The 26,776-nt window shown below is 63.8% G+C and carries 23 protein-coding genes and 1 pseudogene; 8 read left to right on the top strand and 16 right to left on the bottom strand.

Translation table 11 applies throughout. The annotated features are described in order from the left end of the window. Nucleotides 1-8: 8 nt before the first annotated feature. The 4 genes from NKH95_RS11130 to NKH95_RS11145 form a co-directional block, all read right to left on the bottom strand. The gene (locus NKH95_RS11130) at nucleotides 9-1,397 is read right to left on the bottom strand and encodes an aldehyde dehydrogenase family protein (protein WP_023810101.1); all 1,389 of its coding nucleotides are present in this window, start codon (nucleotides 1,395-1,397) and stop codon (nucleotides 9-11) included. 190 nt (nucleotides 1,398-1,587) lie between these two features. Then, complete coding sequence (locus tag NKH95_RS11135) at nucleotides 1,588-2,958, bottom strand: glutamine synthetase family protein (protein ID WP_352610298.1); 1,371 nt, start codon at nucleotides 2,956-2,958, stop codon at nucleotides 1,588-1,590. A gap of 87 nt (nucleotides 2,959-3,045) precedes the next feature. Then, on the bottom strand, nucleotides 3,046-4,608 hold the full coding sequence (locus tag NKH95_RS11140; RefSeq protein ID WP_352891570.1) for an amino acid permease: 1,563 nt from the start codon (nucleotides 4,606-4,608) through the stop codon (nucleotides 3,046-3,048). Nucleotides 4,609-4,626: 18 nt separating this feature from the next. Beyond that, entirely contained in the window at nucleotides 4,627-5,445 is an 819-nt protein-coding gene (locus tag NKH95_RS11145) for an N-formylglutamate amidohydrolase (RefSeq protein ID WP_023810104.1), read from the bottom strand. A gap of 144 nt (nucleotides 5,446-5,589) precedes the next feature. On the opposite strand from NKH95_RS11145, the gene NKH95_RS11150 reads away from it, so the two are divergent. The 3 genes from NKH95_RS11150 (at nucleotide 5,590) to NKH95_RS11160 (ending at nucleotide 10,901) form a co-directional block, all read left to right on the top strand. Beyond that, complete coding sequence (locus NKH95_RS11150; protein WP_023810105.1) at nucleotides 5,590-6,417, top strand: MurR/RpiR family transcriptional regulator; 828 nt, start codon at nucleotides 5,590-5,592, stop codon at nucleotides 6,415-6,417. Nucleotides 6,418-6,609: 192 nt separating this feature from the next. Further along, nucleotides 6,610-7,773: an efflux RND transporter periplasmic adaptor subunit gene (locus NKH95_RS11155; protein WP_023810106.1), complete on the top strand. Its 1,164-nt coding sequence runs from the start codon at nucleotides 6,610-6,612 to the stop codon at nucleotides 7,771-7,773. Next, nucleotides 7,770-10,901 (top strand): efflux RND transporter permease subunit, encoded by a 3,132-nt coding sequence (locus tag NKH95_RS11160; RefSeq protein WP_023810107.1) that lies wholly within the window; start codon nucleotides 7,770-7,772, stop codon nucleotides 10,899-10,901. Before NKH95_RS11155 ends, NKH95_RS11160 begins: the two co-directional genes overlap by 4 nt. A gap of 61 nt (nucleotides 10,902-10,962) precedes the next feature. On the opposite strand, the gene NKH95_RS11165 is transcribed toward NKH95_RS11160, so the two are convergent. The 6 genes from NKH95_RS11165 to NKH95_RS11190 all read right to left on the bottom strand — a co-directional run bounded on the left by NKH95_RS11165 (nucleotide 10,963) and on the right by NKH95_RS11190 (nucleotide 16,868). Then, complete coding sequence (locus NKH95_RS11165) at nucleotides 10,963-11,373, bottom strand: GtrA family protein (protein WP_023810108.1); 411 nt, start codon at nucleotides 11,371-11,373, stop codon at nucleotides 10,963-10,965. Further along, nucleotides 11,370-12,179, bottom strand: a complete 810-nt coding sequence (locus tag NKH95_RS11170) for a ChbG/HpnK family deacetylase (RefSeq protein WP_023810109.1) — start codon at nucleotides 12,177-12,179, stop codon at nucleotides 11,370-11,372. Before NKH95_RS11170 ends, NKH95_RS11165 begins: the two co-directional genes overlap by 4 nt. Next, nucleotides 12,176-13,165, bottom strand: coding sequence for a glycosyltransferase (locus NKH95_RS11175; RefSeq protein ID WP_023810110.1), 990 nt, complete (start codon nucleotides 13,163-13,165; stop codon nucleotides 12,176-12,178). Before NKH95_RS11175 ends, NKH95_RS11170 begins: the two co-directional genes overlap by 4 nt. After that, entirely contained in the window at nucleotides 13,158-14,321 is a 1,164-nt protein-coding gene (locus NKH95_RS11180; RefSeq protein WP_023810111.1) for a glycosyltransferase 87 family protein, read from the bottom strand. Before NKH95_RS11180 ends, NKH95_RS11175 begins: the two co-directional genes overlap by 8 nt. A 215-nt stretch (nucleotides 14,322-14,536) precedes the next feature. Next, nucleotides 14,537-15,574, bottom strand: a complete 1,038-nt coding sequence (locus NKH95_RS11185) for a zinc-binding dehydrogenase (RefSeq protein WP_023810112.1) — start codon at nucleotides 15,572-15,574, stop codon at nucleotides 14,537-14,539. A gap of 52 nt (nucleotides 15,575-15,626) precedes the next feature. After that, on the bottom strand, nucleotides 15,627-16,868 hold the full coding sequence (locus tag NKH95_RS11190) for an acyl-CoA dehydrogenase family protein (protein WP_023810113.1): 1,242 nt from the start codon (nucleotides 16,866-16,868) through the stop codon (nucleotides 15,627-15,629). Between the two features lie 115 nt (nucleotides 16,869-16,983). Here NKH95_RS11190 and NKH95_RS11195 point away from each other — a divergent pair, with 115 nt between their 5' ends. The 5 genes from NKH95_RS11195 (at nucleotide 16,984) to NKH95_RS11215 (ending at nucleotide 20,575) form a co-directional block, all read left to right on the top strand. Beyond that, a complete protein-coding gene (locus NKH95_RS11195) occupies nucleotides 16,984-17,799 on the top strand; it encodes an SDR family oxidoreductase (RefSeq protein ID WP_023810114.1) in 816 nt (271 codons plus the stop codon). A 38-nt stretch (nucleotides 17,800-17,837) separates the two neighbouring features. Beyond that, nucleotides 17,838-18,323 (top strand): MaoC family dehydratase, encoded by a 486-nt coding sequence (locus NKH95_RS11200; RefSeq protein WP_023810115.1) that lies wholly within the window; start codon nucleotides 17,838-17,840, stop codon nucleotides 18,321-18,323. After that, the gene (locus NKH95_RS11205) at nucleotides 18,320-19,351 is read left to right on the top strand and encodes a phosphotransferase family protein (protein WP_352722276.1); all 1,032 of its coding nucleotides are present in this window, start codon (nucleotides 18,320-18,322) and stop codon (nucleotides 19,349-19,351) included. Before NKH95_RS11200 ends, NKH95_RS11205 begins: the two co-directional genes overlap by 4 nt. A gap of 164 nt (nucleotides 19,352-19,515) precedes the next feature. Then, nucleotides 19,516-20,154 carry a TetR/AcrR family transcriptional regulator gene (locus NKH95_RS11210; RefSeq protein ID WP_023810117.1) on the top strand — a complete coding sequence of 213 codons (639 nt, stop codon included), beginning with the start codon at nucleotides 19,516-19,518 and terminating at the stop codon, nucleotides 20,152-20,154. 172 nt (nucleotides 20,155-20,326) lie between these two features. After that, the gene (locus NKH95_RS11215) at nucleotides 20,327-20,575 is read left to right on the top strand and encodes a DUF680 domain-containing protein (RefSeq protein WP_023810118.1); all 249 of its coding nucleotides are present in this window, start codon (nucleotides 20,327-20,329) and stop codon (nucleotides 20,573-20,575) included. A gap of 50 nt (nucleotides 20,576-20,625) precedes the next feature. Here the strand turns inward: NKH95_RS11215 and NKH95_RS11220 are convergent. The 6 genes and pseudogenes from NKH95_RS11220 to NKH95_RS11245 all read right to left on the bottom strand — a co-directional run bounded on the left by NKH95_RS11220 (nucleotide 20,626) and on the right by NKH95_RS11245 (nucleotide 26,769). Next, nucleotides 20,626-21,673 (bottom strand): annotated as a pseudogene (locus NKH95_RS11220) (Gfo/Idh/MocA family protein). Nucleotides 21,674-21,738: 65 nt separating this feature from the next. Then, the gene (locus tag NKH95_RS11225) at nucleotides 21,739-22,524 is read right to left on the bottom strand and encodes a ThuA domain-containing protein (protein ID WP_352891571.1); all 786 of its coding nucleotides are present in this window, start codon (nucleotides 22,522-22,524) and stop codon (nucleotides 21,739-21,741) included. A gap of 76 nt (nucleotides 22,525-22,600) precedes the next feature. Continuing rightward, on the bottom strand, nucleotides 22,601-22,831 hold the full coding sequence (locus NKH95_RS11230) for a hypothetical protein (RefSeq protein WP_023810121.1): 231 nt from the start codon (nucleotides 22,829-22,831) through the stop codon (nucleotides 22,601-22,603). Between the two features lie 59 nt (nucleotides 22,832-22,890). Beyond that, entirely contained in the window at nucleotides 22,891-23,475 is a 585-nt protein-coding gene (locus NKH95_RS11235) for a sarcosine oxidase subunit gamma (protein WP_352629510.1), read from the bottom strand. Continuing rightward, the gene (locus NKH95_RS11240) at nucleotides 23,468-26,461 is read right to left on the bottom strand and encodes a sarcosine oxidase subunit alpha (RefSeq protein ID WP_352891573.1); all 2,994 of its coding nucleotides are present in this window, start codon (nucleotides 26,459-26,461) and stop codon (nucleotides 23,468-23,470) included. The genes NKH95_RS11235 and NKH95_RS11240 overlap by 8 nt, the downstream gene beginning before the upstream one ends. Further along, a complete protein-coding gene (locus NKH95_RS11245) occupies nucleotides 26,458-26,769 on the bottom strand; it encodes a sarcosine oxidase subunit delta (RefSeq protein WP_023810124.1) in 312 nt (103 codons plus the stop codon). The genes NKH95_RS11240 and NKH95_RS11245 overlap by 4 nt, the downstream gene beginning before the upstream one ends. Nucleotides 26,770-26,776 lie beyond the last annotated feature (7 nt).

Below are 26,776 nucleotides of genomic sequence, written 5' to 3' on the forward strand. Positions count from 1 at the left end.
TCAATAAATCAGATGGCTTCGCGCAGATGGAAAGATTTCGGCCGGGTCAGATTATCGTAGCCGATGGCCGACAAGCCCGCACCCTTGCCGGTGTCCTTGACGCCGGTCCAGACCAAGGCCGGGTCAAGATAGTCGCAGCGGTTCATGAACACCGTGCCGGTTTCGACGCGGTTGCCGATCGCCACCGCATGCTCGGTATCGCGCGTCCAGATCGAAGCGGTCAGCCCGTAGGGGCTGTCGTTCATCAGCGCGATCGCCTCTTCGTCGTTGCGCACCTTCATGATGCCGACGATCGGGCCAAAGCTTTCCTCACGCATGACGCTCATCTGATGGTCGACTTCTGTCAGCACTTCCGGCGCCAGATAGGGCGAACCCGCCTTGTCGTTAGCCACCTTCATATTGATGTGCGCCTTGGCACCCTTGCGCAGCGCTTCGGCCTTCTGTTCGCGGATCAGGTCGGCGAAGCGCGCCTGCGCCATCGGTCCCATCGTCGTCGCCTGGTCGAGCGGGTTGCCGACGACATAGTTCTTGGTCTCGGCGATGAAGCCTTCGACGAATTCGTCATAGACCTTCTCGTGCACGTAGACACGTTCGATGCCGCAGCAGCACTGGCCGGAATTGTAGAAGGCGCCGTCGACCAGATTGGCGACCGCATGGTCCATCTTGGCGTCGGGCAGCACATAGGCCGGATCCTTGCCGCCAAGTTCGAGGCCGAGCGTCATGAAGGTCCCGGCCGCGGCCTTTTCGATGGCACGGCCGCCGCCGACCGAACCGGTGAAATTGACATGGTCGATCTTGCCCGAGCCGAGCAGTTTCTCGGTCTGGGCATGGTTGAGCACGACATTCTGGAATACGCCCTTGGGCAGGCCCGCTTTGTCGAAAGCCTGCTGAAAGCGCTCGCCGACCAGCAGCGTCTGCGCCGCATGCTTGAGGACCACGGTGTTGCCGGCCATCAGCGCCGGCACGATGGTGTTGACGGCGGTGAGGTAGGGATAGTTCCACGGCGCGATCACCATGACCACGCCAAGCGGATCCTTCTTCACATAGCGACGGAAGCCGTCCTTCGGGTTGGAGGCCGGCACCGCCTTGAGCGCCGCCTCGGCGATCTCGACCATGTAGGTGGTGCGCTCCTTGACACCACCGAACTCGCCGCCATAACGCACCGGGCGCCCCATCTGCCAGGCGATCTCCGGCACGATCTCGTCGGTCATCGCGACCAGCGCTTCCAGCATGGCCAGCATAAACTTGCCGCGCTCGACGATCGGCGTCTCAGCCCACTTCTCCTGCGCCGCCTTGGCACGCTCGACCGCGGCGTTGATCGCTTGGTCGGTCGCGATCGGCCGCTCGGCATAGATCGAGCCATCGATGGGGGATATGAGTTTGACCGTTTCGGTCATTTTGGAAGTCCTCGCATTCTACAACAAAGTCTTGTGGGCTGACGCTGCCCCTAATCCGCCTGCCGGCACCCCTCCCCGCATAGTGACGGGGAGAAGGATGGAGCTCCAGCGTCTTCGCCTCCTCTCCGTTTTCTTCACACGGAGAGGAAGGGTAAGGGACGGCGCCGACGGCGCCGACGAACAGTCGATACTAGTACCGCTCGAACCCTCTGTGCAGTTCCCAATCTGTAATGCGGCGGTCGTATTCGAACTGCTCCCACTTTGCGGTGTGGACATAGTGTTCGAGCACATCCTCGCCGAGCGCCTGCCTCAGCATCTTCGACTTCGCCAGCGTCTCGGTCGCATCGCGGAGCGTCTTCGGGATCTCCGGCAGGCGCGATGCCTGATAGGCATCGCCGACGAACGGCTTCTGCAATTCCAGCTTCTCGTCGATGCCCGCGAGGCCTGCGGCGATCAGCGCGGCGAACGCAAGATACGGGTTGAGGTCGGCGCCGCCGATGCGGCATTCCATGCGGATGCCCTTGGTGCCCTCGCCGCACAGGCGGAAGCCGGCGGTACGGTTGTCCTCGCTCCACATGATCTTAGTCGGCGCGAAGGTGCCGGCCTGGAAGCGCTTGTAGGAGTTGATATAGGGCGCCAGGAACCAGGTGAATTCCTTGGCGTATTTGAGCTGGCCGGCGGCCCATTGCTGGCCAAGCGTCGACAGCGTCCAGTCGGCCGTCTTGTCGAAGAACAGCGGTGTCTTGCCGTCGGCGCTCCACAGCGAATTGTGGATGTGGCTGGAATTGCCGGCGAGCCCGTAATTATACTTGGACATGAACGAAATCGCCTTGCCCTCGGACTCGGCGATTTCCTTGGCGCCGTTCTTCAGGATGACGTGGCGGTCGGCCATGTCGAGCGCCTCGGCATAGCGCACATTGATCTCTTCCTGGCCCGGACCCCACTCGCCCTTGGAATTTTCGATCGGGATGCCGGCCGCTTCCATCTCATTGCGAAGCCGGCGCATGACGCCTTCTTCCTTGGTGGTGATGCCGATCTGGTAGTCGCCGATATAGGGCGATGCGGTGTCGAGACCCTGCCAGTGCTTCTTTCGGGCAGAATCGTATGTCTCGTTGAACAGATAGAATTCGAGCTCGGAAGCGAAATAGCCGATATAGCCGCGCTCGCTCAGCCGCTTGACCTGCTTCTTGAGGATGGCGCGCGGCGAGTGCGGCAGGTCATCATGGGTGTGGTGGTCGAGCACGTCGCAGATCACGAGTGCGGTCTTTTCCAGCCAGGGAATGCGCCGCAGCGTGGCGAGATCCGGCTTCATGACGAAATCGCCATAGCCCTTCGACCAGCTCGCGGCCTTGTAGCCCGGCACCGGTTCCATATCGATGTCGGCCGCCAGCAGATAGTTGCAGCCATGCGTTTCGTCATGCGCGGAATCGATGAAGTACTGCGCCAGGAAGCGTTTTCCCGCCAACCGTCCCTGCATGTCGACGATGCAGGCCAGCACGGTGTCGATCTCACCGCTGGAGACCGCTTTCTTCAACTGATCGAACGAGAAATTTCCGGCCATTCCTTTGGCACTCCAGCACTTGTCGATTGAAAGGGATAAACGTAGCCATGGCCGGCGCGAGGCCGGCCATGGCCATATAGGGCGATATCAGGCGCCAGCTTCGCCGATAGCCACCTCGGCTGCCCTGATCGCGGCCTGGCGTTTGGCAATCTGGTCACCGATCGGCGGACCCTGGAAGCGGCGGTTCTCGAAACCGAACCAAAGCACGGCGGTCAGCAAGATGAAGCCTATGGTGATGTAAAGCACCTTGTCGTTCGGCGGCTGGATGGCGATGTAGAAGATGATCACCATGCCGACAATCGACAGCGCACAGAAGAGCTTGAACAGTCCGGCGCCCAGGTTCCACGGGCCAGGCTTGGGCCACTTGGCCGTGCCGAATGCGACCATGCCGAGTGCGATCGGGATGGTGAACGACAGGAACAGGAACACCAGCGTCGAATTGACGACGATGGTGTAGATGTTGGTGCCGCCGATCGAAATAAACTGGGCAAGGAACACATAAAGGATCTCGAGGATCGCGGCCGTCCAGATCGCATTGACCGGCGTGCGCCAGGTCGGGTTGACCTTGGCGAGAGCCGCGGAGCCAACAGGCATGCCGCCGTCGCGAGAGAAGGCGAACAGCATGCGCGAAGCCGAGGTCACGGTGGCGAGGCCGCAGAGGAATTGCGAGATCAGGATTGCAAAATAAAGCAGTTCCTTCAGCCACACCGGCAGGATTGCATCCATTGTCGAGAAGAATACGCTCCATCCCTGCTTGGCGCCGGCAGCCAGGTCCGGGATCGCGAGAACGATTGCGCACAGCATCACCCAGCCGATCAGCGACGACCACAGCACCGACGAAACGATCGCCCGCGGGACGGAGTGTGCTGCCTTGACGGTCTCCTCGGAGGTGTGGGCCGAGGCGTCATAGCCGGTGATGGTATAGACGGGCAGAAGCAGGCAGAGCAGGAACAGGTAGCTCATGGAGTCGGTTTGCGGAAAAACACCGCCGCCCGCATCGCCTGAATAGTTGGTGAACGTCCACAGCCGGCTGATGTCGATTGCCGGTGCGAACACCAGGCAGGCCACGATCAGCACTGCTGTTGCGCCCAGGATAAGAAAGCCCGAAGCATCGGTGAGCATTGCCGTCAGTTTGATGCCGAAATGGTTGAACAGCGCCTGCAGCACGGTGATGAAGGCGACGAACCCGACGATTTCGCCCGGCGTGCCGGTGATGCCAAACCAGCTTCCGAACGTTCCAACGAAGAAGAAAGCGGTGCCGATGTTGATGGCGCCGAGCACGGTGATCAGGCCGAACAGGTTTAGCCAGGCCGTCAGCCAGCCGGTGAAGCGGTTGCCGAGGATCGACGACCAGTGATAGAGGCCGCCGGCGGTCGGAAATGCCGAGGCGATCTGCGCCATGGCAAGGGCGAAGAAGCCCGACACGCAGCAGCCGACGATCCAGCCGATGCCCGCACCTGCGCCGCCGATCGACGATGTGGCTTGCGCGAAGGAGTTGATGCCGCCCGAAAGGATGCAGATGATCGAGAACGATATCGCGAAATTCGAGAAGCGGCTCATGCTTCGCGACAGTTCCTGGGCATAGCCCATGCCATGGAGAACCTTCAGGTCCTCCTTCTTGTCAACGTCCGTATAATCCGGTCCTGCCATTTTCATTCCCCTGTGGTTCTAATTGGCCGATTGAACTGACTTTCCGACTGAATGCGATCTGGAATATCCGGCCTCCTCTGGCTCCAGATCCGAAAAAATGCCCGTGAGCAGATCCGCCCATTTCCGCTGCCCGGTCTCGCCGGCGATTTCGTCGTTGCGGATTTCGATCATCGCGCAGGGCAGGCCGCGCGAGCGCGCATGCCGTTCCAGCGTGAAATAGACGCGGTCATCAGGCGAATAAGGCTCGTTGACGCCGACGGTGACGCCGGCAAGCCGCTTCAGCGCCGATATCAGCGGCGCCGCCAGCCGGCGATCCTCGTCGTGGATGATGCCGATATGCCAGGGCCGGCTCATGGACTTGTAGACCGGCGTGAAGGAGTGGACCGAAACCAGCCGGGTTTGCTGACCCTGTGACAGCCTGTTGTCGATGATACCGGCAATCGTGTTGTGGAACGGCTGCCATGACAGGGCAACACGCGCCGCCCGCTCGCTCTCCGACAGGCCGGCATTGCCCGGTATGGCCGTTGTCTCACTGACCGGCGGTACCAGGTCGGGCGCGTCGAGTGGCCGGTTGCAGTCGATGACAAGGCGAGAAATACGAGTTTCCACCAGCGTCGCGTCGAGCGCCTGCGCCATGCGGCGGGCAACCGGCAGCGCGCCGGGATCCCAGGCGATGTGACGGGACAGGTCCTCGGCGGCAAGGCCGAGCGTACCGAATTCGGCCGGCAGGAAGTTCGAGGCGTGATCGCAAGTCAGCACGAAAGGGCTCGATCCGCCGGGGTTCGTCACCCTTACGGTATCAGACGATGCAAGGCTGGCGGGCCGTGCTTTCTCCATACTGTGCCGTCCCCGGGGAGCGCTGTATCGTATGTTACGTATTTTGCCTCATTGCGTCCCTGTGGATGATTTCATACAGTTTGTCCGGCTTTGTCAAATGCGATCTCGGAAAAGGCCTTCGGCCGGGCCAGGGGTGGGGAAAACATGATTTCCAGCATTGCCGAACTGATCGCCGATCGCCTCGGCACGATGCCGGCCGGCGAACGGCGCGCGGCCCAGACACTGATCGCCAACTATCCGATGATCGGCCTGAAAACGGTCGCTGAATTCTCGGCCGCGGCGGGCGTCTCCTCGCCGACGATCCTGCGTTTCGTCGCCCGGCTGGGTTTTCAGAACTATCCGGAATTCCAGTCGAGCCTGCAGGACGAACTGGCGGCGCAACTGCAATCGCCGGCGACAAGGACGCTCAATCCGCCCTCGCCTGGTGGTGGGACGGTGTCGCCGATGCTGGAAGCGACGCTCGACAACATGCGCGAGACGTTCAGACACCTGTCCGACAGGCAGCTTGCCGACATCGCCGCCCGGCTAGCGGACCGGCGCGGCAAGACCTTCCTGATCGGCGGCCGCTTCACCGATCCGCTGGCGCGCTACATGGCCGCCCACCTCGCTGTCATCCAGCCGGATGTCTTTCACCTCGCCGGGCAGGAGAGCATGTGGCGCGACCGATTGATCGACATGGGCAAGCGCGACGTGCTGGTGATCTTCGACATCAGGCGCTACCAGGACAGCCTCGTCCGCTTCGCCGAAAAGGCGCATCAGCGTGGCGTCCAGATCGTGCTGTTCACCGACCAGTGGCTGTCGCCGATCGCCCGCTTTGCTCGTCATGTTATCGCCGGACGAACCGCGGTGCCGTCGGCATGGGACTCTTCGGCTGCCCTTTTCGTCGTCGCCGAAACGCTGATCGGCGCCGTCACCAGGCAACTGGAAGCAGAAGGCGCCAAACGCATTCGCGAGATGGAAAGTCTGCGTTAGTGCCTGTGTGATGATCCAAAGCGTTATGCATATTTTCTCAACGTTACATATATTTAATGTGCGCAGCCCCCGGAGAATTGTCATAAAGACGCGATATCGAGGCGGCTTCTTTGCCTTACAATAGCCTCGCTGCGTCTGCTTCATTTCGGGAAACCGGTAGACGGAAGGATTGTTTTACCAACCGGAGTGCCGATGGCCGCCTGGAAACAGATACTTTTTGCACTTGTGGTGCTGGTGGTGGCGGCAGCCGCCTGGCTGCGCTTTTATCCCGGCGCGCCGGACGTGCTGGCACGCTGGGGCATCGACTGGGCCTCCGCGGCAACGCCCCCGGCTGAGACCGGCGCCGCCAACGCGAAGCAGTCAAACGGCCGCAATAGCGGCAACCAGCGGGTGAACGTGGTCGCCCTTGCGGCCACTTCGGCTGTTATCAACGACCGCCTGCAGGCAATCGGCACCGGCCGTGCCAACGCCTCGGTGGCCGTCAATCCCTACAGCTCCGGCCGCCTCGCCGAACTGCTGGTCGAATCCGGCAGCCATGTCGATAAGGGACAGATTCTCGCCACCCTGGATTCCGAGACCGAAGTGATCTCTCAGGACCGCGCCAAGCTCGCCTTGCAGGATGCGCAGGCCAAACTCGACCGTGTCAGGTCGCTTCGTGCCTCCAATGCCGCGACACCAGTCGCAGTGGCTGACGCCGAGGTGGTGCTGGCGGGCGCCAAGCTGGCGCTTCAGGATGCGGAACTCGCACTGCAGCGCCGGTCGATTCTGGCGCCGATCGCCGGCACCGTCGGCATCCTGCCGATCTCGGCCGGCAATTATGTCACCAACCAGTCGGCCATCGCCACGCTCGACGACCGGTCCTCGATCCTGGTCGACTTCCTGGTGCCCGAGCGCTTCGCTGCCGCCGTCAAGATCGGTGCACAATTGACGGCGACGCCGATCGCCAATCCCAGCAATGCTTATAGCGGCACCGTTTCGGCCATTGACAACCACATCGATGAAAAGAGCCGCACCCTGCTGGTCAAGGCCAAGATCGCCAACCCGGCGGATTCACTGCGCGCCGGCATGTCGTTCGGCATCACCATGAAATTTCCGGGGCAAACCTATCCGGCCGTCAGCCCGCTGGCGATCCTGTGGGGGGCGGACGGCGCCTATGTCTGGCAGATCGAGGACGGCAAGGCCAGGCGGGTCCCGGTGCGCATCGTACAGCGCAACACCGAGACCGTGCTGATCGACGCCGAGATCGACAATGGCGACATGGTGGTCACAGAAGGCACCCAGAGCGTCAGCGAGGGCGGCGCGGTCCGCCTCGCCGGCGAAGAGCAGCGCGCCGCGGACGCCGCCGCAGGCACATGACCAGCCCCGCCAACACTGCCAGCGAGACCGGCTTCACCGCCCTGTTCATCCGCAGGCCGGTGATGGCCTTCGTGCTGAACACACTGATTGCGGTCGCCGGCCTGGCCGCCTTCTACGGCGTCGAGATCCGCGAACTGCCGGACGTCGATCGCGCGGTGGTCACCGTTTCCACCACCTTCGAGGGCGCGGCGGCCGAGACCGTCGATCGCGAACTGACCGACACCATCGAGGGCGCCGTCGCCCGCGTCTCCGGCGTCAAGTCGATCTCGTCGTCTTCCTCATTCGGCTCGAGCCGCGTCACCATCGAGTTCAACGATGGCGTCGATCTGAATGTCGCCGCCTCGGACGTGCGTGATGCCGTCGGCCGCGTCGCCAACCAGATGCCGGACACCGCCGATCCGCCGCGCATCGTCAAGGCCGACGCCAATTCCGACGCGGTGATGCGACTGGCGGTGACCTCGGACAACATGTCGATCCAGGACATGACCGTGGTGGTCCAGGACCAGATCGAGGACGAGCTGGCCGCCGTGCCCGGCGTTGCCGACGTTCAGGTCTATGGCGACCGCGACAAGATCTTCCGCATCGATGTCGACCAGAACAAGCTGGCCAGCCTCGGCTTCACGGTCGCCGACCTCAGGGCCGCCCTTGCCTCGGTCGCCTTCGATTCCCCCGCCGGTTCGATCACCACGACCAACCAGGACCTGATCGTCCGCACGACTGCCGACGTGACCACGCCTGAAGAGTTCGAAAACATAATTGTCGGCGGCACGACGCGCATCCGCGATGTCGCCACCGTCACGCTCGGCCCCGACGTCGGCCAGACCACGTTGCGCTCGGACGGCAAGACCGGCATCGGCATCGGCATCATCCGCCAGGCGGAATCGAACACGCTGGACATCTCGACCGGCGTCCAGGCCGCCGTCGCCAAGCTGCAGGAAAACCTGCCCGAGGGCATGTCGATCAAGATCACCAGCGACGACGCTGTCTTCGTCAAGGGGGCGGTGCACGAGGTCGAGATCGCGCTCGGCCTGTCCGTCACCATGGTGCTGATCGTCATCTACATGTTTCTCCTCGACTGGCGTGCGACGCTGATCCCCGGCCTGTCGATGCCGGTCGCCATGATCGGCACCATCGCCGCCATCTATCTGGCCGGCTTCTCGGTCAACATCCTGACCCTGCTCGCGCTGGTGCTGGCGACCGGTCTGGTCGTCGACGACGCCATCGTCGTGCTCGAAAACATCGTGCGACGACGCAACGAAGGCATGGGGCCGCGCGCCGCCGCCGTGCTCGGCGCGCAGGAGGTGTTCTTCGCCGTCATCGCCACCACCTTGACGCTGGTCGCCGTCTTCGTGCCGATCTCGTTCCTGCCCGGCCAGACCGGCGGCTTGTTCCGCGAATTCGGCTTCGTGCTTGCCATGTCGGTGCTCTTGTCCTGCGTGGTGGCGCTGACGCTGTGCCCAATGCTCGCCTCGCGCATGCTGACCAGCGCATCGCTCCACCACGAAGGTGGCCATGGCATCGGCGCCCGCATCGGCGGCGCGCTCAATACGGCCTACAAGCGCAGCCTGCACGCCTGCCTCGACGCGCCATGGATCGTGCTTCTGGTCGCGGTGCTGTTCGCCGGCACCGCCTTCACGCTGTTCGGCACCATCCGCCAGGAGCTGACGCCGACCGAGGACCGCGCCGCCGTGCTTCTGCGCATCAGCGCCCCGCAAGGCGTCAGCCTCGACTACACAACGCAGCAGATGCAGAAGATCGAGAGACTGATCCAGCCGATGCGCGATTCCGGCGAGATCCGCAGCACTTTCGAAAATGCCGGCCAGAACGGCTCCTACAACTCCGGCTTCATGGTGATGACGCTGGCGCCGTGGAACGAGCGCAGCCGCAGCCAGCAGGAGATCATGGCCGAGATCAGCCAGCTGACCAGGCAGGTGCCGAGCGTGCGCATCTTCCCGGTGCAGCCCAACAGCCTCGGTATCCGTGGCGCCGGCAACGGCCTGCAGTTCGCGCTGGTCGGCAACGACCGCAAGGCACTCGGCGATGCCGCCGTGAAGATCATCGCCGAGATGCAGAAGGACCCGCGCTTCCAGACACCGCGCCTGTCGATCGACCCGACGCAGCCGCAGCTAGCCGTGGCCATCGACCGCGAGCGCGCCTCCGACCTCGGCATCGACATATCAGGACTGGCCAACACCTTGCAGGCCATGCTCGACGGCAACGACGTCGTCGACGTCTACATCGCCGACCGCAGCTACGGCGTGAAGCTGGTCTCGACCACCAATCCGATCAACGATCCGACGGATCTGGAAAACATCTTCCTGAAAACAGCCGACGGACGTTTCGTGCCGATGTCGACCATCGCCACGCTGACCGAACGCGCCGTGCCACCGTCGCTGTCGCGCGAACAGCAGCAGCCCTCTGTGGCGATCACCTCCAACCTCAGCGGCGACTTCGCGCTTGGCGACGCGCTCACCCGCGCCGAGCAAATCGCCACACCGCTGCTGCCGCCAGGCAGCCGCATCCTGCCCCTGGCCGAGGCGGCGACGCTAGGCGAGACCAACAGCGCCATGGTCACCATTTTCGGCTTCGCGCTGGTCATCATCCTTTTGGTGCTGGCCGCCCAGTTCGAAAGTTTTGTCAGCGCCGTCATCATCATGGCGACGGTGCCGCTCGGGCTGGCCTGTGCGATTTTCGCGCTTCTCCTCTCGGGCACCAGTCTCAACGCCTACAGCCAGATCGGCCTGGTGCTTTTGGTCGGCGTCATGGCCAAGAACGGCATCCTGATCGTCGAATTCGCCAACCAGTTGCGCGACCGCGGGCTTGGCGTGCGCGAGGCGATCGAACAGGCCTCGATCATCCGCGTGCGGCCGGTGATGATGACGATGATCTGCACCGTGCTCGGCGGCCTGCCGCTGGTGCTGGCGAGCGGCGCCGGTGCCGAGGCGCGCGTCGCGCTCGGCTGGGTCATCGTCGGCGGCCTGGGGCTGGCCACCGTCTCGACGCTGTTCCTGACGCCGGTCGCCTATCTCCTGCTTGGCCGCTTCGTCACGCCGAAGACCCACGAGGAAGCCCGGCTGAAGCGCGAGTTGGAGGAAGCCGCCTACACCAATGTGGAGCCGGCAGAATAGAAATTCCAGGAAAGTGTGTAGCGGTTTTTCGTCCGGAATTTCGTAAGAAAAATAATTCCGGCTATCTCAGCAACCGACCTTCGATCGACCAGCGCGCGGCGAGGAAATTCAGCACCGCCGCCACCACGACGCCCCCGATTTTCGCCGGCCACACCCCGATTATGCCGGCGAATAGCGCGATCGAGAGGCTGGAGACACCGAGCGAAATCAGCGCTCCAAGCGTGGCGAAACGAAGGAACGCATCATGCAGCCGGATGGCTCGATTGCGCTCGAACGACCACAAGCCGTTCGCCGCGAAGGAAAAGGTGACGGCGACGAACCAGGCAGCGATGTTGGCCGGCACCGGCGGAACCCCGAGCTTGAGCAGCAGGAAGAAGCTGGCAAGGTCGATGGCCGTGTTCGCCAGTCCGACAATGGCGAAGCGGACGATCTTGCTGCCGGCCGAACGCTGGGGCCGATCGGCTTCGCTCATCTCTTGCCGTCCAAGATCTCGACGCCGGCGCGGGCCAGACCAGCGCCGAATTCGTCCGATGCGAGGGCCGCGAATTCCACCTCGCGCACATCTTGCATGGTGTCGCGCGCGCGCAGCGTCTCGTCGACATGGCCGGGATGGCACATGAACAGCCCTCGCTCCGGCAACCCTTCGACGGCCGCCTGCAGAACCGCAGCGAACTTTTCGGGCTGTCGCCAGTCATAGATGCCGGCGAGCGGCTGGAAAACGATGAAGCCCGCGCGCTGCATCGAGCGGTTGAACCCGGCAGCCAGCGCGGCAATGGCGGCGACTTTCGACCCTGCGGCCAGCGCCGGGGCGCCGCGCAGGGCCGGCCTGTCGGCGCCTTCTGGAAACCGTGTGCGCAGCCATGTGCGCACAACGGGAAGGAAATGCACATGCTGGTGCCCGTCGACGAAATCGGGGCGGCGGCCAAGCGCCTCGACGAAGCGGCCGTACTGGGCGTCAAGCTCGGCATGGACATGGCGGTCGCCGATGCGGCCGCGCAGAACAGGCAAGGCCAGTGCGCGGAGCGGTGGCAGCCGGCCTTCCGGCGCCAAGGCCGACCGGCCGGTGGCGGCCAACTGGTCGGTCAAGGTGAGGTGCAGCCCAACCGCGGCCCGGCCGCACAGCGGTTTTATGCGCTCTGCCTCCTTTGCCCACTCGGGAAAGCCGGTCATGCAGCTGGTGCCGGTCAGGCGCCCCCGATCGAGAAGATCGAGAATCCCGGCGGAAACGCCAGGCGCCAGGCCGTAATCGTCAGCGATCAGGCGAATGCGCCGCGTCATCTGTTCGAAGTGCCCGGCTCCGGCCGGTCGGCGGGGGCCTCGCTGCGCACGACATCGCGCACGAGATAGACCGGCCGATCCTTGCTCTCGCTGAGCGTCACCCAGACATATTCGCCGATCAGGCCAAGCAAGGTCAGGTTGAGGCCGCCGAGCAGAACGACGGCAACCAGCAGGCTGGGGTAGCCCGGAACGGCAATGCCGTAGAAGATCACCTCGAAGAACACCTTGGCGCCATAGAGCGCGCCGGCCATCGCCGCGAGCAGCCCGCTAAGACTGATCAGGCGTAGCGGAATGACGGAGAACGAGGTGAACCCCTCCAGCGAGAAGGCGATGAGGTTGAGCCGGCTCCATTTCGATGTGCCGCTGGCGCGGCCTTCCGGCGAATAGGGCAACGCCTTCTGGCGAAAGCCGGCCCAGGCAAACAGGCCCTTGTTGAAGCGACGCTTGTCACGCAGGCTGGTCAGAGCGCGCGCGACAGCGCCGCGCATGACGCGAAAGTCGCCGGCATTTTCGGGAATATCGAAACGCTGGCTGCTGTTGATCAGGCTGTAGAAAAGCCGTGCAAGCTGGCTGCGCCGCCAGCTCGCCTCGCGGCGGTCGTTCTGGGCAAAGACGACGTCGATGTCCGGATGGTCCACCAGCTCGGCGATCAGCTTCAGGCTGATGTCCAGGGAATGCTGGAGGTCGGCGTCCATGATCAGCACCATGTCGCCGCGCGACTGGTCGAGGCCGGCGAGTACAGCGACTTCCTTGCCGAAATTGCGGCTGAGGCGGACGATCTCCCACGATCCCGTCAGCGCTTGCGAAAATCGTCCAGCGCCATCGTCACCGCTGCCGTCATCGACCAGGATCTTGTGCACGGTCATGCCGAAGCGCTGTGCCACGGCCGCTTCGAGCTCGCCTAGCAGGCGCGCGAAGGCCGATGCCGATGCCGCCTCGTTGAAGAATGGCGCAACGATATCGAGGCTCTGTCGCAACTCAGCCATTCGCGACTCCCGCATTCACCACCTTTTCCCGTGCCTTGGCCCAGAACCACCAGATCAGCGAACCGGCGATGAAAGTGACGGCGACCGGCCGGAACCAGGGGAAGAGGAAATCGTGCACATGGCGCTCGACGCCGCTCAGCCCGGTCACGAACAGCGTCATCGACAGCACCGAGGCGAGGACGCCGCCCCGTTCTTCGCGCCACAACAGGGCGATGGCAAGACCGGCTGGTACCGCGATCATGGCAAAGGTGTTGGGTTCGACGCGCGGGTTGAAGACGCACATGTAGAAGGTGGCCGTCAGGAAGATCGCCAGCGCCGCCTTTCCCTGTTCGAGCCTGCGGTCGAACCAGATGACGGCTGAAAGCGTAAGCAGGGCCATGACCATGCGCACGATCGTTGCGCCGAATTCCGGTATCGGCAGCCCTATCGTGGTGAACGGTGCCGTGAAATCGGTGGACACGAAATGGCTGGTGTTCTCGACGGCCATGGAGGTCAGCATCTGGGCGAAGACACGATACTGATCGTTGAGATAGCCGGCGGGAGCAAAAGCGTAAGGCAGTGCGAGCACGAACAGCACCGCCAGCACCAGCACCGGTATCAACCGAAGCCGAAGGGCTCCTACCAACAACAGCATTATGATCGCGGTCGGCTTGGCGATGATGGCGAGCGAAGCCCAGAAGAACGTCTCCGCCCGTCGTCCTTCCAGCGCCGACAATGTGAGAAGCCAGCAAGCGCCGGTCAAAAGGATCGTCGCCTGGCCGTTGCGGATCGCGCCGAGCGCCATCGGCACAGCGAGGAAGAGGCCGAAAGAAAGCAGCCACATCAACTCGTCACCACCGAGCTTGCGCACCTGCCGCATCGCGGCATAGGTCAGCACCGCAAACCCGAGGGAGTGCCACATCACGCCGCCCAGATGCGGACCGAGCTTGACTATTGGAGTGTAGAGCGCGGCGAAGGCCGGCGCGTAGAGATACCCCATCTCGGATTGGGTGTCGTAGAGTGGCAGACCGGCCAGAAGCGCCTCGCTGCCATCTATATAGGCCTTCCATACCGTCCGCGTGTACGGCGACCACAGGACCATGGCAAGAACGACCAGGAACGCTCCGATCCACAGGCCAAACCCCAAACGGTCGAAAACCGGCTTGGAAATCGTCATCAAGGCACCCCACACAATCCCGGAACAGGCTCAGTCCAGCCTGTCCCGGCATTCGATGGCGGCGGCATATCACGGACGCAGCGGCGTGGCATAGGGGGCTTGATGGACCAGGATATCGGCCTGACGGTCCCGCGTCGGCGGATAACCGGCAATCTCTGCCCGCAAAGCCCTCCGAGGCCCCTCCCGTCCAAGCTGCTCGAATCTTTCGAATTGGCCTAAGGCCGGATGAACACCTTGCCGTTCGGCTTGGCCAGTTCCGCTGGCACCCGCGCCATCGCCTCGGCAAGCGGCACCACCGCCGTCACGTCGGTCGACCAGCGCCCATCGGAAAAACGCTTCTGCGCTTCCAGGATCGCCGGGCCGCGGCGATCGCGGAACTGGCGCATCCACTCGCTCAGCCAAAACCCTTCGATATGCTTGTGCTGGAAGATCAGTTGGCCGGGCTCGCGGATAACAGTGTGTTCGGGATCGAGCCGCCCATAGATGATCCAGCGCGAACGCTTCGGCATGACGTCGAAGATGGCGGAAGCCAGCGGCCCGGTCACCGCGTCGAGGAAGATGCGCGGCTGTTCGGCCTTCATCACCTCGCGCAGCGCTGCCTTGAAATCCGGCGCCTTTTCGTTGAGGACGTGCGCCGCGCCGAGCGCTTTCAGCGCCGCGATCTGGTCGTCGCGGCGCACGGTGACGATCGGCCGGAAGCCCTCTCCGCTGGCCAGGCCAATGATCAGCTTGCAGAGCTGGCTGGCGCCGGCGGTCATGACGAAGGCCTTCTCGCCTTCCTCCTTGACGACGTCGAACATGGCGAGCGCGGTGAGCGGGTTGACGATCATCGCCGCCCCATCCTCGTCGCGGACCGTGTCGAGCAGCGGAATGCATGCAGCAGCTTCAGCGACGGCATAGTCGGCCCACGAGCCCCAGTTGGTGACGCCGGTGGCAAAGGCGACGCGCTTGCCGATCAGGCTTTGGGGATAGGTCTCGTCGCCGCTGGCGACGACGATGCCGACGCCCTCGAAGCCGGCCGGCTGTCCCTTGGCGCGCGGCTGGCCGTACTGGCCCTTGACGAAGGCGATGTCGGAGGGGTTGATCGAGGCGAGGCTGACCTTGATCAGCACCTGCGTCGGTCCGGGTGTCGGCACCGCGATGTTGCCCGGCTCGAGATACGGCTCCATCGCCTCCAGCACACTGCCGCTCGGCGTCCTGGTGTAGCCGTCGCCGACCAGCAGCAGCGCCTTCATTTCGGAGGGGACGGCCATTGGAACACTCCGTGCTTGGACTGTCGGCATCGCCAGATGACGATGCCGGCGCTCAGACCTTTTCTTGCGTGTATTTCTTCAGCTCGGTGCGCGCCACCTGACGGCGATGCACGGCGTCCGGCCCGTCGGCAAGGCGCAAGGTCCGCAGATGCGTCCACGACCGCGCCAGCGGCGTGTCCTGGCTGATGCCTTGCGCGCCGAACATCTGCACCGCCTCGTCGGTGACCTTGAGCGCGACGCGGGGTGCCACCACCTTGATCTGGCTGATCCAGGGGGCTGCGGCGCGGGCGTCGCCCTGGTCGATCATCCACGCCGCCTTGAGGCAGAGCAGCCGGGCCATCTCGATCTCCATGCGGCATTCGGCGATGATGTCGAAATTGGCGCCGAGCTTTGCCAGCTTCTGGCCGAAGGCCTCGCGGCGCAAGGAACGCTGGCACAGCATCTCGAGCGCCATCTCGGCCTGGCCGATGGCGCGCATGCAATGGTGGATGCGGCCGGGACCGAGCCGCCCTTGCGCGATCTCGAACCCCCTGCCCTCGCCGAGGATCAGGTTCGATGTCGGTACCCGCACATTGTCGAAGCGAAGATGCATGTGGCCGTGCGGCGCGTCGTCATCGCCATAAACCTGCATGGCCCGGACCTTGGTCACACCCCTTGTGCCTGATGGCACCAGGATCATCGAATGACGGCGGTGCTGCGGCTCGTCATCGCCGCCGGTCCTGACCATGACGATGTAGATGGCGCAGCGCGGATCGCCGGCGCCCGAAGCCCACCATTTCTCGCCGTTGAGCACGTAGTCGTCGCCCTGGCGTTCGCAGCGCATGGCAATGTTGGTGGCATCGGACGACGCGACATCCGGCTCGGTCATCAGATAGGCCGAGCGGATCTTGCCCTCGATCAGCGGTTCCAGCCATTCTTTCTTGTGGTCGGCCGAGCCGTACCGTTCCAGCACCTCCATATTGCCGGTGTCGGGCGCCGAACAGTTGAAGGTCTCGGCGCCAAGATGCGCCTTGCCCATCTCCTCGGCCAGATAGGCATATTCGACGGTGGAAAGGCCGTAGCCGCGTTCCGAGCCGGTCAGCCAGAAATTCCACAGGCCGCGCTCCCTTGCGGTTTTCTTCAGCCCTTCGAGGATCTCGCTCTGGCGCGCACTGTAGACCCAGCGGTTGCCTGCCTTGCCCACCTCGCTCAGGAATTCCCTGTCGAGCGGCATGATCTCGTCGCGAACCATGGCCGCGACGCGCGCGTGGATCGGCTTCAGCCGCTCGGTCATGCCGAGATTCATCTCCGTCATCGGTCGCTAACCCTTCATGCATGCCAGGCATTTTGTCAGTGGCAAGGATGACCGTACTTCGGATAGCCTTGTCAACGCGAACTGTTTGCCCGCATGCCGAGCGCGGAGGATTGTGATGAGCTATCTGGACGAGCTGTTTTCGGTGGCCGGCAAGACCGCGCTGGTGACGGGTGCCGCGACCGGCATAGGCCGCATGGCGGCGACCGGGCTGGTCAGGGCCGGCGCCAGCGTGATGATCGCGTCGCGCAAGGGCGAGGATTGCATCCAGGTCGCCGAAGAGTTGAACGAGCTTGGTGCACCGGGCCGGGCCGAGGGCTTCGCCGGGGACGTTTCTAGCGAAGCCGGCATCGCTGCACTCGTCGCCGCGGTCAAGGCGCGGACCGGGAAACTGCATATTCTGGTCAACAATGCCGGCGTCTCCTGGGGCGCGCCGCTGGAAAGCTTCCCCTATTCGGCTTGGGCCAAGGTGTTTGGCGTCAATGTCACCGCGGTCTTCCATCTGACCCGCGAATTGCTGCCACTGCTCGACGCTGCCGCCAGCGACGCCGATCCGGCCAGGGTGATCAATCTCGGTTCGGTGATGGGCACGCAGCCGCTGGCCGACGACGCCTATTCCTACACGGCGTCCAAGGCAGCCGTGCATCATCTGACCCGCACCCTTGCGCTCGAGTTCGCCGGCCGCCGCATCACCGTCAATGCCTTCGCTCCCGGCCCCTTCCAGAGCCGGATGACGGCATTCGCCACGGGCACGGATGAGCAGGCCAGGCACGTCGGCAGCCATGTTCCGATCGGCCGTATCGGCGCACCGGATGACATTGCCGGCGCAACGCTCTATTTGTGCAGCCGTGCAGGCAGCTACATCACCGGCGCCATTCTGCCGATCGACGGCGGACAGTCGGTGCAGCATGGGCTGACCTTGTTCAAGGAATGACATTTTCCGGCCACAGAAGCCGGGGGGAACTGGAGGACATGAGCGTGGAACCGATCAGTCTCGATGTGCTTCTGGCCAGTGTCGGCAAGGAGGTTGGCGTGTCGCCGTGGCGGGCGGTCACGCAACGCATGATCGATCAGTTCGCCGACGCCACCGACGACCACCAGTTCATCCACTGCGATCCGGAGCGGGCCATGCGCGAAACGCCGTTCGGCGGCACCATCGCGCACGGCTTCCTGTCGCTGTCGCTGTTGTCGGCGATGACTTTCGAGACCATGCCGCCGCTGGAAAACGGCAAGATGGGCGTCAACCACGGCTTCGATTCGCTGCGCTTCCTAGCGCCGGTGAAGACCGGCGCGCGCATCCGCACGCGGTTCGTGCTGGCCGACGTCAAGGTCAGGCCGTCGGGCTGGGTGCAGACCGCGCATGACGTGACGATCGAGATCGAGGGTTCGAAGAAGCCGGCACTGACCGCGCGCTGGTTGACGCTGACCTTGATCGAACGCCAGCCCGAGACGGCATGAGTGATCCCGTTCTGGACCAGGCAGCGCTTGCGCCTTACCTCGAGGCGAACATACCTGGCTTTTCCGGCCTTGAGGCAGTTGAGAAGTTCAAATCCGGCCAATCGAACCCGACCTACCTTTTGACGGCGGCAAGCGGCCGTTATGTGCTGCGCGCCAAGCCGCCGGGGCAATTGCTGAAATCGGCGCATCAGGTCGATCGCGAATTCAGGGTAATGAGCGCGCTTGCCGGCACCGCCGTGCCTGTGCCTGCCATGCTGCATCTGTCGGCGGAAGACTCGCCCATCGGCCGTATGTTCTACGTGATGGATTTCCTGGACGGCCGCATTTTCTGGGATCCGGCCCTGCCGGAGGCTCGCGACAACGATGAACGCGCCGCCATCTACGATGCCATGAACGACACTCTTGCCGCGCTGCACGAGGTCGATGTCGAGGCCGTGGGGCTCGGCGATTTCGGCCGACCGGGCAGTTATTTCGAGCGCCAGCTGGCGCGCTGGACCAGCCAGTACCGCGCCTCGGAGACCGGCACGGTGGCCGATATGGACCGGTTGATTGCCTGGCTGGAGACACACATACCGGAGGATGACGGCCGCGTCTCCCTGGTCCATGGCGATTACCGGCTGGACAATCTGATCTTCGCGCCCCACCGGCCAAAAGTTCTGGCGGTGCTCGACTGGGAACTGTCGACATCAGGCTACCCCTTCGCCGATATCGCCTATCAGTGCATGCAATGGCGGCTGCCGCACGCGTCGGGTTTTCGCGGCCTGGGCGGCATCAACCGCGCGGCGCTCGGGCTGCCCTCCGAAACGGACTACGTCGCCGCCTACTGCCGGCGGCGCGGGCTCACCGGTATCGGCAACTGGACGTTCTTCCTGGCCTTTTCCTTCTTCCGGCTGGCCGCGATCTGCCAAGGCGTCTACAAGCGGGCGCTGGACGGCAACGCCTCCAATCCGGAAAAAGCCCGGACCTATGGCGAGGCGGTGAAGCTGCTTTCGCGTCTTGCCGCGAAGCTGATCGACAAGGAGGCGTGATGGGCCGCTTTGACGGAGCAAAGGTGCTGATCACGGGTGCCGCCAACTTCGACAAGCGTCGGCACGATCCGAAGCATACCGCTTGGGAACCTCCCGCGCTCTTGTCCGTTTCCGTACAGCGTATATAATTTAGCCAGACACCAACCAACCAAAGGCACCAGATCTTGCCGCCGAGCGTCCCGACACGCCGCGAGAAACAAAAGGCCGAACTGCGCTCCGAACTGGTCGAGGCCGCGCACAAGCTCGTCCAGGAGGAAGGCTATGAAGGCCTGACCATCCGCAAGCTGGCCAAGCGGGTCGGCTACGCCCCGATGTCGGTCTATTCCTACTTCGCCGACAAGCAGGACATCCTGTTCGCTCTGGCCGAGGATGCATTCGAGACGCTTGCCCGCCGCATCGAGGAGCATCCGTCCGACGATCCGATCGAGGCCTTGCAGGCGGTGATGACCGAATATGCCGCTTTCGGACTCGGCAATCCCAACGAATACCGCACCGTGTTCATGACCGAAAAGACCAAGCTGCCAGAAGGCTACAACGAAATGGAAGAGAGCAACCCTGCTATGAAGGTGCTGATCAGCAGGGTCGAGGCCTGCGTCGCCGCCGGCAAATTGCAGGGCGATCCGCGCGCCATCGCCACCATGCTGTGGGCGGTCGGCCACGGCACGATCTCGCTGCTCATCACCTTTCCGTTCTACCCCTTCGGCGACCCGCAGGCCTTCGTGAAGCGGATGTGCGATTTCACGCTTGCCACGCTCAGCACGCAAAACGTGCCGCCACTGACCGAGACACCGGTCAACTGCTGAACGCCGTTTCCTTTGGTTTGTGTATCCCCTCCAGACCTGGGGGGTTTCTTGGTTAACAAAAAATTTATTGTACGCGTACGGTTTTCCTTGAACTTCGCGATCGACGGGCGTATATGTACAGTGCATCGTACATGTACGAGAGAAATTCACCCGTCGAAAACGGAGACTGACAATGAAAAAGATACTCCTCACCCTCGCCGCCGTGCTGGCACTTTCGGGCTCGGCCTTCGCCGCCAACACCACCCACCCCGTCAAGCATGCGCCGGTGGCGGCCTGCGTTGACACCAAGACCAACGTGAAGCTCGATTGCGCTTCGACCGGTTCGGTCGAGAAGAAGGGCGCCACGGAAAATACCGCTGAAGGCAAAGGTCCGCGCCTCGGCATCGACATCAATCCTTGGATCGTGCCGAGCTCGTTCTGATATTTGCAGGACATCACTTCTGGCCGGCACAAGCCGGTCAGGTGGAAACTTCAGCTGACCGAAACCGGCAGCTTCGCCGCTGAACTCTCGAAGGCCGCGTCAATCAGCTTCTGCATGTCGGCGGCACGCCGGAACGACGGATCGGATTCCGGCCTGTATCCAGCGCATCGGCAAAGCGTCGCGCATTGCGCTTGACACTGGGCAGCGCCAGCGTTCGCCATTGCTGAAGATCGACATCGCCGCCGAGACAGGCCGACAGGTTGGATGCCTTGCCGTCGGTCTCGACCCTGATGGCGCCCTTGGTGCCGTGCAGGGCCAGCGACAAATCGTTGGCGTGGCCGGTCATGTAGCGGCTCGCCGCGATCGTGGCGAGCGCGCCGGAACTGAGCCGGGCCGTCATCGCCACGCTGTCATTGGCATCCAGCAGATAGTCGCCGATGCGCTCGCCCTCGGCCTTCGGAAACGTCACCAGATCGGCGTGGAGGCTGACGATGTCCTGATCGGCGCCATAGGTGGCGAAGTCCAGGATGTGGATGCCGACGTCGCCCAGCACGCCGGTTGAACCGTGCCGGCTGGACAAGCGCCACAGCCATTTGTCCTCGACCCGCCAGTCGCCCCATGACTGGCTGACCAGCCAGCTTTGCCGGTAGCTCGCCTCGACATGGCGCAGCTCGCCGATCTCGCCGGCCAGCACCATGCGCCGCGCTTCATGAATCGCCGGTGAGTTGCGATAGGTCAGGTTGACCATGTTGACCACCCCTGCAGCCTCGCCGCTTCGGTCATATCAAGCGCGTCGGCGTGGTTCGGCGCCAGCGGCTTTTCGCAAAACACATGCTTTCCCTGGGCAAGCAGCGCCAGCGTCGTCGCCATATGCGCACCATCCGGCGTCGCGTTGATGGCGGCATCGAACTGACCCCAGGCGATCGCCGCCTCCAGGCTCTCGAAAGATTCGCCGATCTTGCTGACGGCGGCAAACGCTGCGGCGCGGCCGGGCACCTGGTCGACACAGGCGACGATGCTGCAGCCCGGGATCTCGGCAAACTCCTCGACATGATGCCCGGCGATACCGCCGGTGCCGAGCAGAAGAATTCGGTGCATTAGCCCCAAGCCCCAATCAACTCACGCCTTAAGCAACTCAAGCCCCCGATCAGCTCAGGCCCGAATCAACTCAGGCCGTTGTCGCCGTCGGCATGCAGGCGCAGCCCCTTCTGCACGATCTTCTCCTTGGCCGCATCCGTCGGCACGTTCGGCGCGTTGGTGATGCCGGACCAGGCCGGCGCCGGGTTGTGCGCCCAATGGACGGCGTTGCGCAGCACCTGCTGCACGCCCTCATTGTGATAGATCGGATAGGTCTCGTGGCCGGGCGAGAAGTAGAAGATCCGTCCTGCACCGCGCTGGTAGGTCAGCCCGGATCGGAACACCTCACCACCCTCGTACCAGGAGACGAACACCGTCTCGAGCGGCTCCGGCACGGCGAACGGCTCGCCATACATTTCCGTCTCGCCGATCTCCAGGCACTCGCCGATGCCTTGCGCGATCGGGTGGCCGCGGTTGATCGCCCAGACGCGCTCGCGCTCGCCCGCCTCGCGCCATTTCAGCGAACAGGGCGTGCCCATCAGCCGCTTGAATATCTTCGAGTAGTGGCCGGAATGGAGCACGATCAGGCCCATCCCTTCCCAGACCCGCTTCTGCACCCGCTCGACGATATCGTCCTTGACCTCGCCATGCGCCGCGTGGCCCCACCACAAAAGCACGTCGGTGGCCGCCAGGCGCTTCTCGCTCAGGCCATGTTCGGGTTCCTGCAAGGTGGCGGTGGTCGCCTCGATGCCCTTGTCCTGGTTGAGGGCGGCGGCAATGGTGCCGTGCATCCCCAAGGGATAGAGGTCGCGCACGGCTTCATTGGTCTGCTCGTGGACGTTCTCGCCCCATACGATCGCTTTTGTCGGCATTTTCATCTCCCAAAGCGCTTTAAATAGCATGTCCAAGGGGATTGAGAAGGCCCGATGAGATCTTGCCCGATGGAAACTACGGCTTGCGCCTCTTGCGCCCGGGCACGGTCTTGGCCTTGCCTGGTTTTGCCGGAGCTCCAGGAATGGCCGTTCCAGTGATGGATATCGGATCGCTGGCCGGGAACGTGTCTTCGAGGCCTTCCTCGAGTTCGTCTTCGGCGCTCGGCGCTTCGTGCCGCTCGTGTTCGAGCGAGCGGACAGCCGATGTCTTTATGACCGGCGACTTCGGCGCGGAATTCGACGGCATCGGCATTCTCCCTCGGCGTGCGGATGCAGAACGAGCGTGCCCTGCAAAACGTTCCGAGTTCAGACCGCCGCGTCGCGCGATCCCTCGGACAGCAAAGTAAAGACATAGTCCGAGAAGGAACGCCAGCATTCGACCCGGAAGGCGTCGTTACCCGTGCGCAGCAGCACGATCTCGGTCTTGCCCAGGATGGTGCGCGACGCTGCTCCCACCGGGAAGGCGTCGAGCGACAGGTCCTGCGGGCAGCCCGCATTGATGGTCGCCGCCGCTCCGGCACCCGTCACTGATATCGCGATGTTGCGATGCGAGACGCCGACCGCCGAATGCAGCGCGGATACTTTGGCGCAATCGGCGAGCGGATCGTTGTCGGCCTCATCGATGACCAGCCATTCGTCGGGGCCGAGCCACAGAGCGGTGCGCCCGCCGTTCGCGGCAGCGGTTTTCGGCTTGTTCGGCAAGGTCACGCCGAGCGCCTTTGAAAGCGCTGCGACCGAAGCCTCCGGCGCCCGTAATGAAACGCGCTCGGCCGGCGGCAGCACCTCGACCTTGACGCTGGCGGCAGTGGTGCTGCGCCCAGCCAGCGCCGGACGGCGTTCGACCGAAGGCGATGCAGCCGGAGCCGTCTTTCTTGCAGCGGCCTTAGCCATTGAGGCGCCCTCCCGTCTCGTCGAAGAACACCATGCCGGTAACCTCCACTTCGATCACCCCCTTCGGCATCGGCACATGGAGGGTCTCGCCCATCCGGTCGCGGCCGCCGGCGACCAGCGCCAGAGCGATCGAGCGGCCGCAATTTTCCGACCAGTAGCTCGAGGTGACATGGCCGATCATCTTCATCGGGATCGCCTGCTTCGGGTCCTCGACGATCTGCGCGCCCTCTTCCAGCACCACCTTGGGATCCCTGGTCTTCAGGCCGACCAATTGCTTGCGGCCCTTGGCGACCAGATCTGGCCGCGTCAGGCCGCGGATGCCGACGAAGTCCGGCTTCTTCTTGCCGACCGCCCAATCGAGGCCGGCGTCGTTCGGCGTTACCGTGCCGTCGGTGTCCTGGCCGACGATGATGTAGCCCTTTTCGGCGCGCAGCACGTGCATCGCCTCGGTGCCATAAGCAGCCGCACCATGCTTCTGGCCTTCGGCCCACAGCGCTTCCCAGACCGCCTGGCCATAGTCGGCCGGCACGTTCACCTCGAAGCCGCGCTCGCCGGTGAACGACATGCGGAACAGCCGCGTCGGCACGCCGCAGATCTTGCCTTCGCGCACCGACATGTGCGGCAGCGCCTCGTCCGACATGTCGATGCCTTCGAGCAGCGGCGCGATGATGTCGCGCGACTTGGGTCCCTGCACCGCGATAACAGCCCATTGCTCGGTGATCGAGGTCAGCCAGACATTGAGATGCGGGAACTCGGTCTGGAGATAGTCCTCCATGTGGTTCATGACGCGCGGCGCGCCGCCGGTCGTCGTCGTCACGTGGAAACGGTCGGGGGCCAGCCTGCCGACGACGCCGTCATCATAGATGAACCCGTCCTCGCGCAGCATGATGCCGTAGCGGCAGCGGCCGGGCTCCAGCTTCTCCCATGGGTTGGTGTAGAGCAGCTCCATGAATTTGGCCGCGTCCGGCCCGACCACTTCGATCTTGCCCAGCGTCGAGGCATCGAACAGGCCAGCCGTCTTGCGCACGGCGACGCATTCGCGGTCGACCGCCGCGTGCATGTCCTCGCCCGCCTTGGGGAAATACCAGGCGCGCTTCCACTGGCCGACATCCTCGAACATGGCACCTTGCGCCTCGGCCCAGGGATGGATCGCGGTTCTGCGTGTCGGGTCGAACAGCGGACCTCGCGCATGGCTGACGATCGCGCCGAAGGTGACCGGCGTATAGGGCGCCCGGAACGTGGTCAGGCCGACTTCCGGGATCGGCTTGCCCAGCGTCTCGGCGGCAATCGCCAAGCCGTGCATGTTGGAGGTTTTGCCCTGGTCGGTCGCCATGCCGTTGGTGGTGAAGCGCTTGACGTGCTCGATCGAGCGCATGCCTTCGTGCACCGCCTGGCGGATGTCCTTGGCGGTGACGTCGTTCTGGAAATCGACGAAGGCCTTCACCGTCGTATCCGACCCGGCGCCGGGCGCTGCACCCAGCATGCCGCGCGACCAGCTCTCCGAGGCGTCTACCTTCGGCTTGCTGCCCTTGGCGGTTTTGGCACCCGCATCCCTGGCCGCCTTGGCGCCTGCCGCATAGGCCTCATCGACCGTCGCAGACAGCCCGTCGGTGCCGTTGCAGGCGCCGACCGAGACGCAGTCCTGCGCATAGATGCCCGGCACGAAGCGCTTGGTCTCGTCGTTGAAGGCGACCTTTCCGCGCGACTGCGAGAACAGATGCACCGACGGCGTCCAGCCGGCCGACATCAGTATCGCATCGACCGCGATGGTGCGTTCGCCGCCGCCATTCTTCGGCTGCACGGTCATCGACGAGACCCTGAGCTTGCCGCCGGCGCGGATCACCGCGCGGCCGAAATTGACCTCGATGCCGAGCGCCCTCGCCTCGTCGATCACCGGTCCGGTCGGATTGTCGCGCAGATCGACGATCGCCGCCACGTTGACGCCGGCTTTCTTCAGGTCGATCGCCGCTGCATAGGCGGAATCATTGGCGGTGTAGACGCCGACATTCCTGCCGACGGCGACGCCATAGTGGTTGAGATAGGTGCGCGCGGCACCCGCCAGCATGATGCCGGGCCGGTCATTGTCGGCAAACACCATGTGGCGCTCGATCGCACCGGAGGCCAGCACCACGCGCTTGGCCCGGACCTGCCAAAGCCGCTCGCGCGCCAGATCGTAGCCGGGGGTCCTCAGATGTTCGCTGACACGCTCGACCAGCCCGATAAAATTCTGCGCATAGTAGCCGAACGCCGTCGTGCGCGACAGCACGCGGACATTGTCCATCGCGGCGAGCTTCGCCACGGCAGCTTGCGCCCAGGCAAAACCGTCCTGGCCGTCGATCTTCGCGCCGCTCTCGAAACGCAGGCTGCCGCCGAACTCGGCCTGCTCGTCGGCGAGGATGACGCGCACGCCGGTCTCGGCCGCCGCAAGCGCTGCCGCGATGCCTGCCGCACCGCCGCCCAGCACCAGCACGTCGCAATGCGCATAGCGCGATGAATAATGGTCGGGATCCGGCTGGTCCGGGGAAACGCCAAGACCGGCCGCGGCGCGGATCTTTGGCTCATAGAGCGTCTTCCACGCCGCTTTCGGCCACATGAAGGTCTTGTAGTAGAAGCCGGCCGAAAGCAGCGGCGAGGCGATATCGCTGACCGCACCGAGGTCGAAGGACAGTGACGGCCAGCGGTTCTGCGACTGCGCATCAAGCCCATCATAGAGCTCCTGCACGGTCGCCCGCACGTTCGGCGTCTTGCGTGCCGCGTCGCGCCTGATTTCGACCAGGGCGTTCGGCTCCTCGGCGCCCGCCGACAGGATGCCGCGCGGACGGTGGTACTTGAACGAACGGCCGACGAGATGGACGCCATTGGCGAGCAGCGCCGAGGCCAGCGTGTCGCCCTCGATGCCGGCATAGGACTGGCCATCGAAGCTGAACCGCGCGGTCTTGGCTTGGCTGAAGCGGCCAGCGCCGGGAATGCGGAACGCGCCGCTCATTTGGCAACCACTTCGTTGGAGTTTTTCGGCAGCTTGGTGGGTTTGGGCTCGCCGGCCTTGTAGGTCATGACGAATTTGTCGGTGACGGTGTCGCGTACGGCATTGAAGAAGCGCGCACAGCCATGCATGTGCCGCCAGCGCTCATAAATGATGCCCTTGGGGTTGGAGCGGATGAAGAAGAACTTTTCAAAATCGTCGTCGCTCTCGCCGGCCATATTGGCCGAGCGCGCGATGTGCGCCTCGCCAGCGTTGCGGAACTCGAGTTCCGGACGCTCTTCCTCGCAATAGGGGCAGCGGATGAGAAGCATTGTCCTG

The organism is Mesorhizobium sp. M0848, from assembly GCF_040319805.1.
Taxonomy (GTDB): domain Bacteria; phylum Pseudomonadota; class Alphaproteobacteria; order Rhizobiales; family Rhizobiaceae; genus Mesorhizobium.

Excerpts from the sequence above, each read along its gene's own strand:
- NKH95_RS11140 (WP_352891570.1), bottom strand. The coding sequence starts at position 4,608 with ATGGCAGGACCGGATTATACGGACGTTGACAAGAAGGAGGACCTGAAG.
- NKH95_RS11225 (WP_352891571.1), bottom strand. The coding sequence starts at position 22,524 with ATGCCGACAAAAGCGATCGTATGGGGCGAGAACGTCCACGAGCAGACC.
- NKH95_RS11145 (WP_023810104.1), bottom strand. The coding sequence starts at position 5,445 with ATGGAGAAAGCACGGCCCGCCAGCCTTGCATCGTCTGATACCGTAAGG.
- NKH95_RS11190 (WP_023810113.1), bottom strand. The coding sequence starts at position 16,868 with ATGACGGAGATGAATCTCGGCATGACCGAGCGGCTGAAGCCGATCCAC.
- NKH95_RS11230 (WP_023810121.1), bottom strand. The coding sequence starts at position 22,831 with ATGCCGTCGAATTCCGCGCCGAAGTCGCCGGTCATAAAGACATCGGCT.
- NKH95_RS11170 (WP_023810109.1), bottom strand. The coding sequence starts at position 12,179 with ATGACGCGGCGCATTCGCCTGATCGCTGACGATTACGGCCTGGCGCCT.
- NKH95_RS11165 (WP_023810108.1), bottom strand. The coding sequence starts at position 11,373 with ATGAGCGAAGCCGATCGGCCCCAGCGTTCGGCCGGCAGCAAGATCGTC.
- NKH95_RS11180 (WP_023810111.1), bottom strand. The coding sequence starts at position 14,321 with ATGACGATTTCCAAGCCGGTTTTCGACCGTTTGGGGTTTGGCCTGTGG.
- NKH95_RS11245 (WP_023810124.1), bottom strand. The coding sequence starts at position 26,769 with ATGCTTCTCATCCGCTGCCCCTATTGCGAGGAAGAGCGTCCGGAACTC.
- NKH95_RS11185 (WP_023810112.1), bottom strand. The coding sequence starts at position 15,574 with ATGGCCGTCCCCTCCGAAATGAAGGCGCTGCTGCTGGTCGGCGACGGC.
- NKH95_RS11175 (WP_023810110.1), bottom strand. The coding sequence starts at position 13,165 with ATGGCTGAGTTGCGACAGAGCCTCGATATCGTTGCGCCATTCTTCAAC.
- NKH95_RS11235 (WP_352629510.1), bottom strand. The coding sequence starts at position 23,475 with ATGGCTAAGGCCGCTGCAAGAAAGACGGCTCCGGCTGCATCGCCTTCG.
- NKH95_RS11240 (WP_352891573.1), bottom strand. The coding sequence starts at position 26,461 with ATGAGCGGCGCGTTCCGCATTCCCGGCGCTGGCCGCTTCAGCCAAGCC.
- NKH95_RS11135 (WP_352610298.1), bottom strand. The coding sequence starts at position 2,958 with ATGGCCGGAAATTTCTCGTTCGATCAGTTGAAGAAAGCGGTCTCCAGC.
- NKH95_RS11200 (WP_023810115.1), top strand. The coding sequence starts at position 17,838 with ATGAGCGTGGAACCGATCAGTCTCGATGTGCTTCTGGCCAGTGTCGGC.
- NKH95_RS11215 (WP_023810118.1), top strand. The coding sequence starts at position 20,327 with ATGAAAAAGATACTCCTCACCCTCGCCGCCGTGCTGGCACTTTCGGGC.
- NKH95_RS11150 (WP_023810105.1), top strand. The coding sequence starts at position 5,590 with ATGATTTCCAGCATTGCCGAACTGATCGCCGATCGCCTCGGCACGATG.
- NKH95_RS11195 (WP_023810114.1), top strand. The coding sequence starts at position 16,984 with ATGAGCTATCTGGACGAGCTGTTTTCGGTGGCCGGCAAGACCGCGCTG.
- NKH95_RS11130 (WP_023810101.1), bottom strand. The coding sequence starts at position 1,397 with ATGACCGAAACGGTCAAACTCATATCCCCCATCGATGGCTCGATCTAT.
- NKH95_RS11160 (WP_023810107.1), top strand. The coding sequence starts at position 7,770 with ATGACCAGCCCCGCCAACACTGCCAGCGAGACCGGCTTCACCGCCCTG.
- NKH95_RS11205 (WP_352722276.1), top strand. The coding sequence starts at position 18,320 with ATGAGTGATCCCGTTCTGGACCAGGCAGCGCTTGCGCCTTACCTCGAG.
- NKH95_RS11155 (WP_023810106.1), top strand. The coding sequence starts at position 6,610 with ATGGCCGCCTGGAAACAGATACTTTTTGCACTTGTGGTGCTGGTGGTG.